This window comes from Candidatus Desulfolinea nitratireducens, from assembly GCF_982879505.1.
In genome coordinates, this window is sequence record NZ_CEYOSI010000055.1 from 1 (window position 1) to 17956 (window position 17956).

The window sequence follows — 17956 nt, forward strand, 5'->3', positions numbered from 1 at the left end:
CCTTCAGCGGTTGCGCCTTCAGCAACTAACTCAGTACCATCTTGCAAGTTGAGAGGACCTGCCCAGAGATCAATTTCTCCGGCTGCCAATTTAGCAACGAAATCATCTAAGTTAGCGGCTAGTTCTTCGCTTTGAGCAGAACCATCGCTCCAGCCAACATTGGTCTGGTCAAGGTCTGTTAGGTCATCCCAGTAGGGCAGGTTCCAATCCCAAGATTGTTCCCAAGTGCCAGCTACAACAGATTCAGCGATTGCCAGATAGGCAGGATTCCAGTTGAAGAACGCAGCACCCAAGCATACATCTGGCGCATTGTCACATCCGTCAATATGACCGTAAGGTGATGCCCAAACAGCATCGCCTCGACTGGCACGCTGTCCAGCACCGTCAATAGCTTCAGAAGTATCAATGCCGCTCAAAACCACATCTGCGCCACTATCAAAGAAACTGGTCACAACTTCGGTTGGGTCAAGGGTTACGCCGGGGATATTGAACCAAAAACCAATCCAGGTGACGGTGAATTTCAAATCAGCAGGATCGCCACCTTTGTAATTTTCGTAGCAGTAGCGTGCGCCCAAATAGGCAGCAGAGGCTTCTCGTTTTGTCTCTGTATTGATTAGTGGTCCAAGGTAGCCAATCTGACCTGTTTCAGTTGCCAAAGCAGCAGAACAGCCAGCAATATATTTCATATTGACCATTTGTCCCATAGTATTGCCCAAGTTTGATGGCGCGCCGCCAACCAAAACATCATCGCCTGAAGAGTTGATAAAAACTACATCGGGGTATTTTTCTGCTACACCGACTGTATCTTCTTCAAAAGCATCGGATGTAGTGATAACCAGAGTGGCACCTTGAGCAACCATATCATCCACAACACCCTCAAGCGTGGCTTCAGGTTTATCGCCGGGGTTGAGGCTCTCGAAGACGATCATTTTTGCGCCTTCCATATTCGCCTCAATATATAAGCCCCCTTCAAAATGCGCTTGACTCCAGCCACGGTCATTTTTAGGTCCAACCAAAACCATACCGAAAGTCAATGGCTCTGCTTCTGCAGCTGGCTCTTCTGCAGGTTCTTCCGCGACAGGTTCTTCTGCAACGGGTTCTTCTACAGCAGGGGCTTCCTCGGCAGGCGCAGGTTGGCAGGCTACCAAAACTAACGCTAAAGCCAAAAACATAACTAGAAATTTCTTTTTCATCTTTCTTCTCCTTATTATTTAGAACAAACATTTTTTAGGATGGTTTATAAGCGTGTGAAAAAAGGGAAAAAAAGCCTCGTCTCGTACACTTGCACCGAAGCGGAGTGGTGTGACTTTAACTTGAGTGCTACAAATCAACATCTTCTCGGCGTGAAGATTTTTCTGCTTACGCCGCACAAATGTTTATCTGAGACGGCACCCAAACCCAAATCATGTGCGTCCCGAAGCCTATCCACAATCTAAAACTCTTAGGTTTCCACAATCGCATTAAACTATCCCAAATTTTCTCAATCCAAGATATTATTTTGGGGTTTGTTTTGTCATTAACAACACCTCCTTTTTTTCAATCTTCACCAAAAATTGTTCCTAAAGCCATTGGTGATGCCGCACCTAAGAAACGCCGTAATGGACGCTGTAAGGGGCGCGGCATAATAAGAACAAGCCGTTCAGTAGCTTCACTACCAACAGCCAATAATACCAGAATCATCAAGAGCCAAGGGATTGCATTGAAGGCAACGACAGATACCTCTGGGAATGTTCGTTGTAGCACAGTGGCGAGAGCTTTGGTAGCCCCAAAGAGTATCGCACCTAGTGCGCCACGAATGGGTGACCATCCGCCAAAAATAACAATTGCTAGGGCTATCCAACCCAAACCACGAGTATGACCTTCTGCCCAGCCTACTTTAACGCTTAAAGAATAAGATGCTCCAGCAATACCTACAAATGCGCCGCCTACGAGGGAGTAGATATAACGCACTCGGTTAACATTAACACCGCGTGCAAAGGCAGCTTCTGGGCGTTCTCCGGCCCCGCGTAAGTGCAAGCCCGGTTGTGTACGATTGAACCACCACCATGTTAAGCCAACCAACGCAAAGGCAAAATAAACCACGATATTATGATTGAAAAATATCGGTCCTAGAATAGGAATATCTTTTAAAATAGGGATGGGTAAAAAATCAACAGCAGGACCAGGTATACGGGTAAAATTTTGCCCTAAAAAGGCACTCAAATCGTCACCGAGCAGGGTAAGTACGAAGCCCACAGCCACTTGGCTTTGGCGCAGTCGGATGCTACCAAAAGCGATAATCAGTGCAAATAATGCGCCAACCGCCGCACCCGCAAGAAAGCCCCACCAAACACTATCTGTTTTATACGCAACCACAAAGCCTGTCATCGCCGACATAAGCATTGTGCCATCTAAAGACAAGTTGATAACGCCCGCCCGCTCTGTTATGGTCTCACCAATGACAGCAATTATCAGTGGGGTGCCTTGTAAAATAATTGACGCTAAGGTTCGTATTAGTTCACTTTCATTCATGTTTTACTCTCACTATTTTCTAGTTTCGGTGTCTCTTCGCTTGAAGGTTTGCCAATGCCTAGTCCTTTACTCGAGCCAAATAAGAGAACAAAAAGCACCATAACACCGGTAAGGATGCCCCCCAAAGAAGAGTGTAGTTGAGTTCGCAATTGCAAAACGATACTGCCGTTAAGTACTGCTGCAAAGAAAAATGAGATCAGAGGGACTAAAAGTATTCGATAAACTGCCAACATGACCACGAGCAAAGCCAAATACCCAATGCCCCCTGAGATATTTTGTTTCAAATTTCCATACCAACTCAAGACCCTCACTGCACCGCCCAACCCGGCTAATGCACCACAAAACATCAAGGAAAAAATGGCTTCGCGTTCGCTAGAAACACCTAATAAAAAAGCCGAACGCGGATTTTTGCCTAATGCTTTTAGTTTCAAACCCCAAGTAGTGCCTTTCAGGGCTATAAATACCACTGCAAAAGCAATCAGCGCAAAAAGTAGCGAGATTGGCGCAAAACGCGATTCAGCAAAACGAGAAAGTTGAGCAGCTTCAGGGAAAGGAACTGTTCCATGGAAACTACCACCTTCAGGAGGTTGCCAAGGACCAGAAATAAGGAAATTTGTAAAAATGATAGCCAGATTATTTAATGCCAGCCCGCCAAAAATCTCATGCACGCCGCCGCGAGTTTTTAACAACCCTACTAATCCAGCCCACAATGCCCCAGCCAGCATCGCCACAATAATTTCTACTGCAATCATCACAGGGCGCGAGGCATCCATATATAAGGCTACCCAGCTAGCCGCAACTGCGCCCATCACAATTTGCCCTTCGATACCGATATTCCACAAACCTGCTGTAAAAGTCACGAGCAAGCCAAGGGAACTTAATAAGAGCGGGATGGTAAAAGCCATCACACTTAGCGTATTGTCTTGCGTGCCGAAGGCTCCCTGCCACATGGCTTGAAAGGCTTCAATAGGGTTTGTATCAAAGAGAAAAAGTAGTACTGTAGTAAATAATAATGCGGCAAAAACAGGTACAACAGGCCAAACCCGTTCTACCCAGTCACGGGTTTTCATAAATTGCCTCCAATCAAATGTCCAAGTTCTTCCACAGAGGTTATTTTTGCATCCACAATACGCGACATCACACCTCCAGAGAAAACAGCAATGCGATCACTGCGCTCGATAATTTCATCCAAATCCGGAGATATAAATAAAATCGCCGTATCATCCTTGCGCCGCTGATAAAAGAGATCCCAAATATAGTTGGTTGAGCGAACGTCTAGTCCGCGAGTGGGATGCTCTAATAAAATTAGTTTCAACTTATCCCAAAGTAGACTAAAAAGTAATCGCTGCTGATTCCCCCCAGAAAGTTCGTCAGCAGTAGAATCCGGGCGACCAACAATTTGGTAATATTTAATACGTTCCTGCATATCCTGCTCTGAGGCGTTCCAATCGACAAAGAAATTATGCTCTTTTTGTGAAAGAACAACATGCTCTGTTAACGATAGACCAGAAAGAAGTCCCTCCTCAAGTCGTCCTGCGGCAACATAAGCAACATCAGCTTTTCGAGTTTTATGATAAGACCAACTTGTAATATCCTCCCCATCCAAGATAATCTCTCCACTTTCAGGACGTACCAAACCGGCACAAGCCTGCATCAGTAATCGTTGACCACTTCCCTCCAAACCTGCCAAGCCAAAAACTTCACCCGCCCGCACAGACATATTAAAATCTTTTACAGCCAAACGGTAAGTGGAAATAGCAAGATTACGCACTTCCAGCATGGGCTTCTCTAACTAAAAAGCGGGGCGTTCTGAACGTGGCGGTACCTGCCCAAACATTAGTTCAACCAATTTGTCATTAGGACAGGGAATTCCCATCTCTCCAACATATCTCCCCCGCTGCAAGACAAAAGCATGATCACAAAGTTCTTGTATTTCACTTAATTTATGTGATACTAAAATAAGCGTTTTGCCTTCTTCATGCGCCAGTTTACGCATTGAAGCAAATAAAACATTCTTCTGCTCGGCACTAATGCCGGTGGTCGGCTCATCAAGAATCAACACCTCCGCTCCCCCCGCCAGCAAACGCACTAATTCGAGTTGTTGACGTTCCCCAAGAGAAAGCGAATCGACTTGATCTTCTATATCAAGTTCAAAACCATAGCGTGAAGATAACTCATTAAGCTCTTTCTCCGCTCTTCGGTAATTCAAGCGCAGATGCTTGTCACATCCCAGCAAATAATTATCAATAATGCGGAAGGGTGGCATATCATGGGGTTCTTGATATAACATACCAATCCCGCTAGCCAGAGCAGAGCGAGGAGAATCAAATACTTGGGGCTGTCCATCAAAAACAATTTCCCCCGTATCGAAAGTTTGGTATCCTGAAAGGATTTTCATCAGGGTACTTTTGCCGGCTCCATTTTCGCCCAGCAACCCGTAGATATGCCCTTCTTCTAACGTCAAGGTAATGCCATCGTTCGCTTTGACAGTTCCAAAATATTTTCGAATATCTTTTATTTCAACGCGCATAAAATACTCTCTTTTTCATTTTTTCATCATCGAATCTCAAATACAATAGTTTTTCTACACCCACGATCAACTCAAGTTACGGTAGTTCGGTGGTGATATTCTCATTCCACCAGTACATACCGATTTCACATTCGCTACCAGATTGTGCGAAACCGACAAGGTCAATTTGTTCAAGGGTTTCGCCTTCTGCGAGGATTTCATTACCTTGGTTATCGGTAAGTGGTCCAGAAAAAACATCAAAACGATCAAATTCGCCAACCAACATCTTGGCAAGGGTATCTTCAATCAGAGATAAATCTTCTTCGGGGAGTTCAGCCGTGCCGGGTTGCATAGTCTCGCCATCCATAAAGCCAAATAATCCCATTGCGCCAGTATCTGCATCAAAGTATTCTGAACCACCTCGCCAGATACCCTCTATTGATTCTTCAATGATACGACCATAAACAGGACCCCAATTCCAATATACAGAAGTCAGGCAAGTTTCTACTATACAATTTTCGCTATAGTTATAGGTGATGCCCCATCTGCCTTCTGGAGCAACCTCCGCTGGAATGGGGCTATCGGCATCAGTAATCACAACACTTGCACCGGCATCAAAAAGAGAAATAGCTGCTTCTTTTTCTACAACAGGATCATCCCAAGTCGAAATCAAAAGCACATCAATAGTGCAATCAGGACAAATCTCAGCAACGCCTAAGGCAAAGGCAAAGGCATTGCCCAAGCGGGATTCTTCGGGAGATGGATAGGTAGCAATATAGCCCAGTTTGGGATTGCCATCCATCTTTGCACGGGAGCCAGCCAACATACCAGCCAGATATTTCATGTCTTCCATGGCGCCCATCAGGTTACCAAAGTTTGCTTCATTCGCTTTGAAGCCGGTCAGGTGGATGATATCCACATCCGGGAATTCGTCAGCAACAACTTCGGAGGCATCCATATAACCAAAGGAAGTGGTGAAAATTACATCAAAACCCTTGCGAGCCAGGGAGCGAATAACCTGCTCAGCATCGGCACCTTCTGCCACGATCTCAACATAGGCAGTATGTACACCTTCGACATTATCTTCAACCCACATACGACCAACATCGTGAGCCTGTGTCCAGCCGCCATCATCATGAGGGCCAACATAAACGAAGCCAACGTTATAACAACCTTCAATGGTTGCCGGGATCTGATAGGAACCCTCGGTTTCACCAGAAGCTTCTGCCTTGCAGTCGACCATTTCTTCAACCGCCGCGGGAGCTTCTTCTGCTGCGGGGGCTTCTCCAACTGCGGGGGCCTCTTCTGCTGCGGGGGCGTCAGCACCGCCGCCACAGGCGGAAAGCACAAAGGCAGCAATCATCAAAATACTCATAAACCATAAAATCTTCTTATTCATTTCTACTACTTAATTAGGTTTGAAACTTTCAACAACGATTAAATATTCAGGTAATGCAGTTTTAACGGCATCGCCTCCTTTCAAGGTTCTATTATAAAGGATAAAAGAGTTAAGGTATTTTGTCGAATGTCAAATATCCTTCTTCCGAAGGATAAAGAACTTATTTTTACTTACAATTCAATTTTTCTCTGACACGAATCAAAGTCTCTGTTTTATAAAGACCATCGATTGTGTTTGCTTCGATTCGCTCCCAGAGAGGGCATAACAATGGGGCCATATAGGATGGAGAAACCCGATTCGCACGAACGGATAGTTGCTCGGCCTGCGCCCAGTCTCCTGTGAATGCATAGCCTTCGATAAAAACAAAATTCTCTGTTGGGTCGTTGGGATGGTCTCCCGTGTTAAAAGCCTGGGCGCCCAATGCGACGACTTGATCCCAATCACCAAATTGGCGGGCCAAATCCGCTTTCTCGAAATAATAGCACCATCCATGCGCAGGCTCGGGTGCGTAGATGTCTGGGAGTTGGGGTTCGCCAAAGGGCAGGATCAGCTCTGGGCGAGATAAGGATGCAGCATCCCGAAGCAAAATATCAGAAATAAAGCGATTCTTGGTGTCAATCTCAGGATCTACAATATGCACACATCCCGGCGGTGAAAAATTAACCAAAATCATCTGCGAAGTATTTCCGTGAAATTCTCCGGCAATGAAATCATGCGTCAACGAATGCCCTTTTTCAAGAGCCGGTATTCCCTGCCCAAGCCGCGAGCGCGGATAAAAAAGCATATAGGGGATGTGGGCTTCTGTTGCCTTGGGGGCATAAATCCAGTTGAGGGGAGCGCTGAGAGAGTTGTCAGCATAAAACTTGAGCGCACCTTCGTTGAGAAGAATAGCGGTATCTTCTTCTATAGCGGGGACGCGCCAGGAGAGTTGCCAGAATAGATTTTTTTGTACGTTCCAATCTCGCCGGAATTCATCTGCCCATAAAAATTGACGGCCAGCAGAGAATGCGATCAACAGGGCAAAAATAAATAATCGCAAATTTTTGCGTGGCAGGAAAGTCAAAAATCCAACAAGGACAAGTACGCTACCAAGTATAAAAGGCAATGTTGCCCGATTAGCCGGAAAACCGAGCGAAACGGGCAATCCCGTCATCCAAAAGGGAATGCCAGCGAGAAGGGCGGCGAAGAAGCCGAGGAAGATCAGCCTGATTGCATCCTGTTTTTCTCCCTCTGATTCTCGAGAATCTCCCCTACGGGCAGGAGAGAGATGATATGCAAATAATGTAGCGGCAAGAGAAAATATAATTACCAAAAGATAAATGGCAATGGTAACTTTTCCCTGCAATTCAAAATCTGGAAGTACAAATGCCTGCCCCCACGCAGCAATGAGGGTTGTCCAGAGGCTGAGGAATACAGTTTTGATTAAATCCCTGAGAGTAAGGAGCGGGGCAGCACGCAATTCGGCGAGGAGACTATACCCGTAAGTCTCATTGGAGATGAAGAAAACACGGCCGATGATCATCACCAATAAAATGCCCAAATACGGTGACCAGGCTAAAAACACGCGCCGCACTCGTTCCTTGAGATTGGGGAAATCTCCAAGAGTAGTCCAAAGAATGGGGATACGTATCAAATCCAAGAGGAAGAAATATTCCCCTAGAAGGAGATTAATTGTAGAGGCGAGCAGTGCTGCGATTGTCCAAATTTGTGTTCGCTTGAGCATGGCAAAAATGGATAAAAGAAAGAAGACAAGTGTAAAAAAATGAGAGCTATAAACAAAGGAGATAAATTGTTGGTTGAATCCAGGGTAGAGGAGGAAAAGTAAACCTGCAACAATTGAGAGCGTCTTTTGCCGCGGAAAAAGTTGACGGAAAATAGCCCAGAAAAGAACCGAGCTTATCCAGCGAAGAATAAGGGCTAGAAATTGCCAGTATATGGGTTTAAAAGGGATGATGCCGGTGAGGCCTTGGTAGAGAATTCCCATTGCAGGACGGTTGGTGGAGAAGTAACGAGAGAGGGCTTCGGTGCCAAGCTCGTAGCGGATCCAGCCAATGGGGAGATCGTCCCAATAAAAACCAAGTTGGGGTGCAAGGATACCGTAAGCGAACGCGGCTATCGCCGCGAGAATGAGGGGAGGAGATGTGATGATAGCAAGGAAACGTTTCATATACAGATAGGGGCGGGTCAAAGACCCGCCCCTTCAAGACAATTTACGGAACGATCCATGTCCCCGTTTCACCGCGCAACGCGCGTTGAATATTCGGGGGATCGGTGACGAGGGCTTTTTTGCCGCCTTCTTTCAAAAACTTGACAATTGCCTGAATTTTAGGGAGCATACTGCCAGGTGCAAAGTGACCTTCTGCAATATATTTCTCAGCTTCAGCAACGGTCATTTTATCAAGCCATTCCTGATTTTCTTTACCAAAGTTTATTGCGACCTTCTCCACCGCAGTTGAGATGATCAGCAAATCCGCCCCGATATTGTTGGCGAGCAGGCCAGAAGCGAAATCTTTGTCAATCACCGCTTCAACACCGCGCAGATCACCATTTTCTTTCTCAACTACAGGGATGCCTCCTCCACCAACCGCGATGACAGAGAAGCCACCCTCGATCAGTTTTTTGATTGCACTGACTTCAATGATATTCATCGGCAATGGTGAAGGCACAACCCGACGCCAGCCCCGGCCGGCATCTTCAATAAAATCTTGTCCCTGTGCCATGCGTTCCTTGGCGGTTTCCTCATCGAGGAATGAGCCAACTGGTTTGGAAGGGTTCTGGAATGCGGGGTCATCTGCGCTAACTTCAACTTGGGTCACAACAGTCACGGCTGTTTTATCAATGCCACGTTTCTTGAATTCATTATGCAGGGCTTTCTGTGCCATATAACCGATTGCACCTTGTGTATCTGCACCGCAGTAATCCATAGGGACGGGGTGCAGTTCGTGCAATGATAACTCAGAACGGCGCAGGATAAATCCAACCTGGGGTCCATTCCCATGAGTGATGACAACGTCCCAGCCATCTTCGATCATCCCGGCGATATGACTCATCGTCTCTTTGACCGCGTCAAATTGATCGGGAATCGATTTTTTATTTTTATCTACGATCAGGGCATTCCCACCAACGGCGAGAACAGCTACTTTTTTATCTGCCATTTTTTACCTCATCGTTAAAGCCATAACGGCTTTTTGGGCATGCATACGATTTTCAGCCTGGTCAAAAACAACAGAGTTCGGTCCGTCCATCACTTCACTGGTGACTTCAACATCACGATCTGCGGGAAGGGGATGCATATAAATCGCATCTTCTTTCGCCAAATCCATTTTGCGTTGATCGGTGATCCAGCTCTTGTATTTATCCTGAATGACTTTCCCTTCATCGGGATCCTGGGTGGTCAACAATGGACCCCAGGATTTTGCGTAGACGACATCGGCATCTTTGAAAGCTGCTTCCATATCATCGGTGACTTCAAATCCTGCGCCGGCGACACGGGCTGCTTCCTGGGCTTGCTCCATGATCTCAGGCATTAGCTTGAACTCAGGCGGATGCGCGAGAACCACGTCCAGACCGAAGCGTGGCATCTGCAAGATCAGCGATTGCGGCACGGAAATCGGTTTCAGGTAAGAGGAGGCATACGCCCAGGAAACGACCATCTTCTTGCGTTTCAGGTTGCGGCCTTTCTTTTCGATAATGGTCATGATATCAGCCAAACATTGGTGTGGATGATAAATTTCGCATTGCATATTAAGTACGGGGACGCGGGATGCGCTGGCAACCAGATTAAGATAGCGGTTTCCAATTCCCCAGTCGACATGGCGGATGGCAATACCATCGAAATAACGACCAAATATTTCGCCCATCTCAGTCTCGGTATCACCGTGGGAAATTTGTGTGGTGCGGCTTTCGATAAAAGCAGCATGTCCACCCAATTGAGCCATGCCAGACTCAAATGAACCACGCGTGCGGGTGCTTGAGAAGAAGAAAAGCATCGCCAGCGTCTTGTCTCGCAGATATGCATGAGATTCTCCGAGAGCGCGTTTGCGCTTCAAATCCCAGGCTACATCCAAAATAGTTTCGACTTCCTCTTTACTGAAGTCCAAATCGCCGATTAAGTCTCGGCCTCGCAAATCAGATTGCATAATTAATCTCCTTATAAATTGCAGGGATGCAGCTGCACCCCTGCAATAGCTAACTTATTCAAACTATTCCATTTTACCGGTAATTAATGCCAGCAGAGCCATGCGCATGACAACGCCATTGAAAGCTTCCTGCCAGTAGCGTGACCATCTGGAAATGTCTACATTATCCGGTACTTCATCCATACGCGGCAAAGAGTGTAACAAGATTGCGTCAGATTTGGCTTTGTTCTTGAGCAGATCCAACGTGATTTTATAATTATCTGGTGTGGTGGGAACTTCGCCGGAGCGCTCGTCGCGAGATTTAGTGTAATCAGGCTGTACCGTCGGTTCAACAAGGATCACATCCGCATCACCAATTACATCACCAACATGGTCCGCATAGCTATAGTCCAATGCCATCGCATCAAAATCTTTTTCATATTCTTCGGGCATTTCCATGCCAGGAGGCGCCACAAAGGTGATCGGGCAATCATATTGTGTTAACGCGTGCCCCAATGAATGCATGGTACGCATGCGCATATCACCAACAGCAACCCACTTCAGGCCATCAATGGTGCCCTTTTCTTTTAGAACTGTATATAAATCGGTCAATATCTGGGTAGGATGTTCACCCCAGCCATCACCACCATTAATGATCGGAATTGAAGCCCATTTGGCGGCCTCGTGCGGTGCGCCTTTCTCGAAATGGCGCATCACGACCACATCACCGTAAAATTCCAACATCTTGATGGTATCTTTAATCGACTCTTGATAAAAATCACCCGCGCGGGTCATCTTTGCGTCAGCAAAACCAGTCACATGGCCACCCAAACGGTGCATGGCGGCTTCGTGGGCTAAACGCGTCCGGGTAGAGGGCTGGTAGAATGCTGTCACCAATGTTTTGTCTGCCAGAAGATCAGTATTCTGGCGATTGCGGGCAAAGGGTGCCAACTCATCAGCTACTTCAAATACACGGGAAAACTCATTTCGTTCAAAGTTCTTTAAAGAAAGAATATCACGACCTGCAAAACTACGCATGTTGAACCTCCTAGTTCAATATAAATATGAATGTAGACTATCTAGAAATCTATCCTTCTGCTATCATTTTTTCAGACAATATCATTGGAAAAAGCGCATAAAACTGTGTGGCGTCGACAACCTCCTTTAGCGGGACTTGCTCTAGAATTGCATGTGCAAATTTCTCATTACCAGGACCAAAACCAATCGAGGGGATGCCTGCCTTACCAGCCCAGTAGGTACCGTTGGTTGAAAAATCCCATGTGCCCAACTTCCGCCTCTCCCCCCATAACGTCTCGATAGTATCCTGCCCCGCCTGCGTCATCGGATGCGTATCATCCAGTAGCCAGGCCGGGTAGAACTTTGATACAGGAAATTTAAATCCTGTGTACGACGGCTCGTCGTAAAACAGTTCTTCCACGGTGATTTCACCCTGCAGATAATCGGGGATCAATCCCTTGACCTGCGCAATGACTTCATCATGTGGCTCGTTCGAAGTGATACGGCGGTCCAAGTAGATCGAAAATTGATTGGGCACCGCGTTGAGAGAATCCGTACGTGCCCGGACATCGGTCACTGCAATTGAGGGGTTTCCCTGCTTTGGATGAGATCCCAATCCAAGACGAAATCGGCGATCCAATTCGCGGATTTGTGTGATGATTGCCATCATTTTATATACCGCGTTATCACCCAGATAGTGGGATGCGGCGTGTGCCGACTTACCAGAGGCAGTGATCTTCAATTCAATCCGGCCTTTGTGCCCATGGTAAATCTGCATTTTAGTCGGCTCTCCGATGACGACAAAATCAGGACGAATCCCCGGATCCACTTCCACAAAGATGTTGGGAGCGATTCCATCACACCACTCCTCCATATTGCCAAAGTAATAGGCGGTGGTATCTTCGAGGAGGCCCAGGTCCCGTGCCATCGCTAAGCCATACACCATCCCGGGCGTGGAACCCTTTTCGTCCACTGCACCACGCGCAAACAGAATGCCATCTTCGACCTTGCCTACAAAAGGATCCCACTCCCAGTCAGCTAGGTCACCGATGCCGACTGTATCAATATGTGAGTCATAAACAATAACTCTCTTGCCCTTGCCAATTCGGCCCAGGATATTTCCCATCTTATCAAAGCGGACTTCATCAAAGCCCAACTTTGTCATCTCAGCCCCAATTCGCTCCCCGACATCTTTCAGTTGCCCATCCATGCTTGGAATAGCAACAATATCTCGCATAAACTGAACGATGTCGTCATGTGCGGCATTAACTCGCTTTTTGATTTCCTGTACTGCCTCGTCTTTAGAATATTCCATAATAATTTTTTAAAACTCCTACAAATAAAATAGTTCAACACATAATACAAATGTTTTAGAGGTGTACGCGTCCCAATACATGAAAATTGAAATAACCTGGTAAAAAATACCCAATGCTATAGTCGATCACCTGATCCGCATCCAGGTAAAGCTGTGAACTCAATCTTAACAACACGTCACCACGCTGAATTTCTAAGGCTTTAGCCACATAGGATGGGGCGCTTCTCGCATTTACAGCTATTTTCGCCATCGTAGGCGAATCACCTCGAGCAATCAAAAAATCCAGCACAGAGCCTCGAAATTTATCAGGAAGCTCATCTTCTGAGAGAAAATCGCTGGGCAAAGTATCGACCAGAAATGCTGCTGGGCGCTTATTCGTACTCATCACACGTGAAATTCGAATCAAGGGAGTCTCAAGCGGAACGTTCAGTTTTTGGATCTGCTTCTCTGTTGCAAGCACTTGCTCAACCCGGAAATCTTTTACTGAAACAGTCATCCCCATGCGTTGGGCCATTGTTTCGATACTCTCCAGGACCTCCAGACCACTTTCCAAAACTGGCACCTGCCCAACGACAAAGGTTCCCGCTCCCTGCCGCCTGCGGATAAGACCCTGCGTCTCAAATGTTCGCATTGCCTCACGTAAAGTTGCGCGCGATACGCCCAATTGTTTTGCCAGCTTTGGCTCTGAAAGCAAACGTTCTCCCGCCGGGATTGTCGAGATCAAAACTCCCAGGTCCGCTTGTAATTTTTGAAAAGGCGAATTCACAGCCATATTTATTTTCCCGTCTCAATCACAGGGATTAATTCAAAATTAATCACATCAACCAGACCCATATCTGAAATTCTCAGTTCAGGGATGACAACCAAGGCCAGCAAACTCAACTGCATATTCGGGTTACTCAAGGTACAACCGCAAGCCTTGAAACCACCCAGAACGGTGGTAGCCTTTTGCGCCACAATTGAAGCCTCTTCGGTAGACATCAAACCTGCTATCTCCAACTCGACCAACCCGATCACCTTGCCGTCTTTGACGACCACCTGCCCCCCACCAACTTCTGCGAGCTTATTGGCAGCAATTGCCATATCTTCCTCACTCGTTCCGGTCACCAGCATATGATGGCTGTCGTGCGCAACCGTTGAAGCAATCCCGCATTTTTCCGAAAAGCCAAATCCGCTTACGAGACCAACGGTCACATCACCGGTGGCTTTATGCCGCTCAACCAAGGCAAGCTTGGCAATATCAGCCCCCCCTTCCTTCCCCCCCGCGAGCGGTAAGGAAACTTCACCATCCTCCACTGCGACTTCCAACTTCAGATGTTTTGTCGGGGCCTGGTTTTCGATCACACCAATAACATTGGCCGTGACGCTCGCCTGTGCTCGAAGCGGAGCGGAGGGTGTGCCCACAGTTGCTTCCGTTTTCAGGGCAAAATCTTCGGCTTTGAGCGGATGCCCCAACTTGACAGAATCTCGCGCCCAAACAGGGTAATCCACGCTCGGGAGATCAATCGTGATCTTGCCTTTCTGCGCGATGACCTGCCCTTTGGCAATCACCGTCTCCGGGTGAAAATCGTTCAAATCTTCAACAAGCAGCACATCTGCCCAGCGGCCAGGAGCGATCATGCCCATTTCACGGGTCAGGCCGAAGTGTTCGGCGGTGTTGATCGTCATCATCTGAAGTGCGGTTAACGGTGGCAAGCCAGCGTCAATGGCGTGGCGCAACACTCTGTCCATATGCCCATCTTGAGTAAGAGTCCCCGCATGGGAATCGTCTGTGCACAAGATAAAGCGGCGCGAATCCAGTTTATGCTTAAGGATCGCATCCACCTGTCCTTCCACATCCAGCCAGCCGGAGCCGTAACGCAGCATGGCCTTCATCCCCTGGCGAACACGGGCGATCGCATCTTCAACGCGGGTGCCCTCGTGATCATCCTCGATCCCGGCGGCAACATAGCCATGAAAAATTGTACCCAGATTAAGATTAGGATAATGTCCACCAATCACTTTCCCAGCGTCGCGAGCGGCGGCGATTTCAGCCATCATTTTCTCACCAGCGTTGAAAACGCCGGGGAAATCCATCACCTCACCAAGCCCAATGATCCCAGGCCAGGTCATCGCTTCGGCAACGTCGTCGGGGGTAATTTCTGCGCCTGGCGTCTCAAATCCTGGCGCGGAGGGGACACAGGAAGGCATTTGTACCCAAACGTGGATCGGCTGCCCGGCGGCTTCATCCACCATTAATTTGACACCCTTGAGGCCAAAAACATTGGCGATCTCATGCGGGTCAATGAAAATTCCCGTGGTACCGCGTTTGGCAACAGTGCGCACAAATTCAGTCACTGTGACCATCCCTGATTCGACATGCATATGCCCGTCAAGCAGACCGGGGACAAGATATTTTCCGCCCGCATCAATAATCTTGGTATCTTGCGCAATGGTATGCGAGGCATCTCCTCCAACATAGGCGATATGTCCATCAACAATAGCAATGTCGGTGTTAGGGATGAATTCGCCCGATTGAACGCTCACCCACACACCGTCACGAATAACCATATCGGCGCTTTCGCGTCCCATGGCAACGTTGACGAGTTTTTTTGTAAGGCTGAGAGAAGATGTCATAAATTTTCTTTCGTATAAATGCAGGAAATCTTTTTAGCGATCCAACAATCTTTTTGCAGCTTTATTATGTTTCTTAACCAGCTCGGCTTCATCGACATGAAGAAGTTGGCCTTCCTTAATAACAAATTTACCGTTCACAACAGTGTAATTCGCTTTGACGGGTTGGGCGAAGATGGTCGCGGCAACAGGATCATGCAAGGCGCCTGCGTAGTCGAGGGTATTTAATTTGATGGCGAAGAAATCAGCGCATTTGCCTTTTTCAAGCGAACCAATATCAGAACGGCCTAAAACGGCAGCACCACCACGGGTGGCTAGTTGTAAAGCGTCTCGGGCAGTCATCAATTTACGATTATCGCTGGAGAGTGAATATCCTGTGATGCCCTCTTTGACGCGGGCGAGCAACATCGCCTGACGCGCTTCCCCGAGCATATGTGAGCCATCGTTAGAGGCGGAGCCATCCACGCCGAGGCCAACATCCACCCCAGCGGCGAGCATCTCTTTGATCGGAGCGATGCCGGAGGCCAGACGCATATTCGAAGAGGGGCAATGCGCCACACCACAATGATGCTTTGCATAGGTATTGATCTCTTCTTCATTCACGTACACCGAGTGGGCAAACCAAACATCGCTATCAAGCCAGCCGACTTCGCCCATATAATCCACGGGACGATGGCCGAACATATCAAGACAGAATTGTTCCTCATCTTCCGTTTCGGCGAGATGGGTGTGCAATTGCACGCCATATTCACGAGCCAATATGGCAGACTGCTTCATCAGGTCTGATGTAACACTGAAAGGGGAGCAAGGCGCAAGGACGATCTGGGTCATGGCACCAGGTTTTGAATCGTGATAAGTCTCGATCAAACGCTGGGAATCCTTGAGGATGGATTCCTCTGTATCCACAACGGAATCAGGCGGAAGTCCACCGTCAGATTCGCCCAAACTCATTGAACCCCGCGAGGCGTGGATGCGCATCCCGATCTCTTTGGCGGCATCGATCTCATCATCCAGTTTGCTTCCGTTTGGAAAAAGATAGAGATGATCAGAGGCCGTCGTGCAACCAGAAAAAGCCAGTTCGGCCAGCGCAGTCTGCGTGGAGATGAAAATATCTTCGGGGGTCAGCCCCGCCCAAATAGGATAAAGGGTTTTCAGCCAGTTGAAGAGGTTCGCATCCTGTGCGGCAGGGACAGCGCGGGTGAGTGTTTGATAGAAGTGGTGGTGGGTATTGACCAAACCGGGCAAAATGATATGCCCTGTAAGATCGAGGATTTCATCAGCCGATGTGGGGAGTTCATTACTGGGGCCGACCTGTTCAATCAAGCCATCCCGGATAAAAAGACCACCATCGGCGATCTCGCGCTGGCGGTCGTCCATGGTAACTAAAACTGTAGTGTTTTTGATGAGAAGAGTGGACATTTGGTCATCCTTCAGGCTGGTGGTTGGGATAGCAGGAGACTTGTCTGACAACTTATTATAGTTTAACAAAAATATGAGGAGATGTCAATCAGTTGTCAGACAAGTTTGCGAAACAAGCATATTGACCTAAAATACTGAAGCGTCATTTCTAGCCTAATTCCACCCACTGCCAATATTCCTACCCCTTCGAAACTCTCCGCTCTCATAAGAAGAAACACTGTACACTACACCTGAACAATTAGTGCAAAAACTGAAACCCAAACCCTCGCCTCATAGCAGGATATTCTTTTGCCTCTTGAAATTGTATGGAACAGGATATATCATATCCAAATACATCATTCAAAATCAAACGGATGTTTCAAAGGAGAAACCATGAAAGCTAGCAAATGTTTTGAATGCGGGTCGAGCGATATTGTCTCTGGCTTGACTGTCTTAACGGAAGAGACGACCAGTGGCGGCAGACCTGCCTATGTCAATCTTGCGGAGCCAGAACCTGAAAAGCGTCCCTTTTTGTGGATACGAGATGAAGTCAAGTCCGAGTTCCACGCGGCTGTCTGCGGTGCGTGCGGTTACACACGGTTATTTGCAATAAACCATGCCGAGATTTTGGAAGCGCACAAAAAAGGTTTTACCAGTCTTGGCTAACACCATTTCATAGTATTAATTCCAAAATATATCAATGAAAATTCTTGCCATCGAAAAATAGATACCCGGTACTAAGCCTAAAGATTTCACCCCGCATCTCAGAACCGAAGCTGCCCGTGTCTGGGAATTGCACCAGCGTGGGCAAATTCGTGAGATGTATTTTCGTGGCGACCGAAAAAAAGCCGTATTAATTTTGGAGTGCGCTGATTTAGGGGAAGCAAATAAATTGCTGGATAGCCTGCCACTGTGCAGGCAGGATTGATCGGATTTGAAGTGATTTCCCTGATTTCGTATCCTGGCTTTGAGAGACTGTTTGAAAAGTAAAGTGGGCTGCAGTATATTAAATAGGGCTTACGCATTTTAGGCTCTGGCTGGATTTGCAATCCAGCGATTTCTCATAAACACGGGGA

General features: G+C 47.4%; 15 protein-coding genes. 1 reads left to right on the plus strand and 14 read right to left on the minus strand.

Annotated elements, in window-relative coordinates:
• The 14 genes from AC3DOM_RS06760 to AC3DOM_RS06825 form a co-directional block, all read right to left on the minus strand.
• On the minus strand, positions 1-1193 hold a 1193-nt coding region (locus tag AC3DOM_RS06760), incomplete at its 3' end, for a BMP family lipoprotein (RefSeq protein ID WP_487918271.1).
• Positions 1194-1536: 343 nt separating this feature from the next.
• Positions 1537-2511, minus strand: a complete 975-nt coding sequence (locus AC3DOM_RS06765) for an ABC transporter permease (RefSeq protein ID WP_487918272.1) — start codon at positions 2509-2511, stop codon at positions 1537-1539.
• Complete coding sequence (locus AC3DOM_RS06770) at positions 2508-3581, minus strand: ABC transporter permease (protein ID WP_487918273.1); 1074 nt, start codon at positions 3579-3581, stop codon at positions 2508-2510. Before AC3DOM_RS06770 ends, AC3DOM_RS06765 begins: the two co-directional genes overlap by 4 nt.
• Positions 3578-4291, minus strand: a complete 714-nt coding sequence (locus AC3DOM_RS06775; RefSeq protein ID WP_487918274.1) for an ATP-binding cassette domain-containing protein — start codon at positions 4289-4291, stop codon at positions 3578-3580. The genes AC3DOM_RS06770 and AC3DOM_RS06775 overlap by 4 nt, the downstream gene beginning before the upstream one ends.
• Positions 4292-4303: 12 nt before the next feature.
• Positions 4304-5041 carry an ATP-binding cassette domain-containing protein gene (locus AC3DOM_RS06780; RefSeq protein WP_487918275.1) on the minus strand — a complete coding sequence of 246 codons (738 nt, stop codon included), beginning with the start codon at positions 5039-5041 and terminating at the stop codon, positions 4304-4306.
• Between the two features lie 76 nt (positions 5042-5117).
• The gene (locus tag AC3DOM_RS06785) at positions 5118-6419 is read right to left on the minus strand and encodes a BMP family ABC transporter substrate-binding protein (protein WP_487918276.1); all 1302 of its coding nucleotides are present in this window, start codon (positions 6417-6419) and stop codon (positions 5118-5120) included.
• A gap of 166 nt (positions 6420-6585) precedes the next feature.
• Positions 6586-8586 (minus strand): hypothetical protein, encoded by a 2001-nt coding sequence (locus AC3DOM_RS06790; protein WP_487918277.1) that lies wholly within the window; start codon positions 8584-8586, stop codon positions 6586-6588.
• 43 nt (positions 8587-8629) lie between these two features.
• On the minus strand, positions 8630-9574 hold the full coding sequence (gene arcC, locus AC3DOM_RS06795) for a carbamate kinase (RefSeq protein ID WP_487918278.1): 945 nt from the start codon (positions 9572-9574) through the stop codon (positions 8630-8632).
• 3 nt (positions 9575-9577) lie between these two features.
• Positions 9578-10558, minus strand: coding sequence for an ornithine carbamoyltransferase (locus tag AC3DOM_RS06800; RefSeq protein WP_487918279.1), 981 nt, complete (start codon positions 10556-10558; stop codon positions 9578-9580).
• Positions 10559-10621: 63 nt separating this feature from the next.
• Complete coding sequence (gene pyrB, locus AC3DOM_RS06805) at positions 10622-11575, minus strand: aspartate carbamoyltransferase (RefSeq protein WP_487918280.1); 954 nt, start codon at positions 11573-11575, stop codon at positions 10622-10624.
• 49 nt (positions 11576-11624) lie between these two features.
• On the minus strand, positions 11625-12869 hold the full coding sequence (locus tag AC3DOM_RS06810) for a YgeY family selenium metabolism-linked hydrolase (protein WP_487918281.1): 1245 nt from the start codon (positions 12867-12869) through the stop codon (positions 11625-11627).
• Between the two features lie 55 nt (positions 12870-12924).
• Positions 12925-13641 carry a GntR family transcriptional regulator gene (locus AC3DOM_RS06815; protein WP_487918282.1) on the minus strand — a complete coding sequence of 239 codons (717 nt, stop codon included), beginning with the start codon at positions 13639-13641 and terminating at the stop codon, positions 12925-12927.
• A gap of 2 nt (positions 13642-13643) precedes the next feature.
• Positions 13644-15485 carry an adenine deaminase gene (gene ade, locus AC3DOM_RS06820; protein ID WP_487918283.1) on the minus strand — a complete coding sequence of 614 codons (1842 nt, stop codon included), beginning with the start codon at positions 15483-15485 and terminating at the stop codon, positions 13644-13646.
• Between the two features lie 33 nt (positions 15486-15518).
• A complete protein-coding gene (locus AC3DOM_RS06825; RefSeq protein WP_487918284.1) occupies positions 15519-16901 on the minus strand; it encodes an 8-oxoguanine deaminase in 1383 nt (460 codons plus the stop codon).
• Positions 16902-17273: 372 nt separating this feature from the next.
• On the opposite strand from AC3DOM_RS06825, the gene AC3DOM_RS06830 reads away from it, so the two are divergent.
• Positions 17274-17546 (plus strand): hypothetical protein, encoded by a 273-nt coding sequence (locus AC3DOM_RS06830; RefSeq protein ID WP_487918285.1) that lies wholly within the window; start codon positions 17274-17276, stop codon positions 17544-17546.
• The last annotated feature ends 410 nt before the right edge of the window (positions 17547-17956 follow it).

Bases quoted from the DNA above. Each gene is read 5' to 3' on its own strand.
- AC3DOM_RS06825 (WP_487918284.1), bottom strand. From the start codon at position 16,901: ATGTCCACTCTTCTCATCAAAAACACTACAGTTTTAGTTACCATGGAC.
- ade (WP_487918283.1), bottom strand. From the start codon at position 15,485: ATGACATCTTCTCTCAGCCTTACAAAAAAACTCGTCAACGTTGCCATG.
- AC3DOM_RS06790 (WP_487918277.1), bottom strand. From the start codon at position 8,586: ATGAAACGTTTCCTTGCTATCATCACATCTCCTCCCCTCATTCTCGCG.
- AC3DOM_RS06785 (WP_487918276.1), bottom strand. From the start codon at position 6,419: ATGAATAAGAAGATTTTATGGTTTATGAGTATTTTGATGATTGCTGCC.
- AC3DOM_RS06765 (WP_487918272.1), bottom strand. From the start codon at position 2,511: ATGAATGAAAGTGAACTAATACGAACCTTAGCGTCAATTATTTTACAA.
- AC3DOM_RS06770 (WP_487918273.1), bottom strand. From the start codon at position 3,581: ATGAAAACCCGTGACTGGGTAGAACGGGTTTGGCCTGTTGTACCTGTT.
- AC3DOM_RS06810 (WP_487918281.1), bottom strand. From the start codon at position 12,869: ATGGAATATTCTAAAGACGAGGCAGTACAGGAAATCAAAAAGCGAGTT.
- AC3DOM_RS06830 (WP_487918285.1), top strand. From the start codon at position 17,274: ATGAAAGCTAGCAAATGTTTTGAATGCGGGTCGAGCGATATTGTCTCT.
- AC3DOM_RS06800 (WP_487918279.1), bottom strand. From the start codon at position 10,558: ATGCAATCTGATTTGCGAGGCCGAGACTTAATCGGCGATTTGGACTTC.
- AC3DOM_RS06775 (WP_487918274.1), bottom strand. From the start codon at position 4,291: ATGCTGGAAGTGCGTAATCTTGCTATTTCCACTTACCGTTTGGCTGTA.
- AC3DOM_RS06780 (WP_487918275.1), bottom strand. From the start codon at position 5,041: ATGCGCGTTGAAATAAAAGATATTCGAAAATATTTTGGAACTGTCAAA.
- pyrB (WP_487918280.1), bottom strand. From the start codon at position 11,575: ATGCGTAGTTTTGCAGGTCGTGATATTCTTTCTTTAAAGAACTTTGAA.
- AC3DOM_RS06815 (WP_487918282.1), bottom strand. From the start codon at position 13,641: ATGGCTGTGAATTCGCCTTTTCAAAAATTACAAGCGGACCTGGGAGTT.
- arcC (WP_487918278.1), bottom strand. From the start codon at position 9,574: ATGGCAGATAAAAAAGTAGCTGTTCTCGCCGTTGGTGGGAATGCCCTG.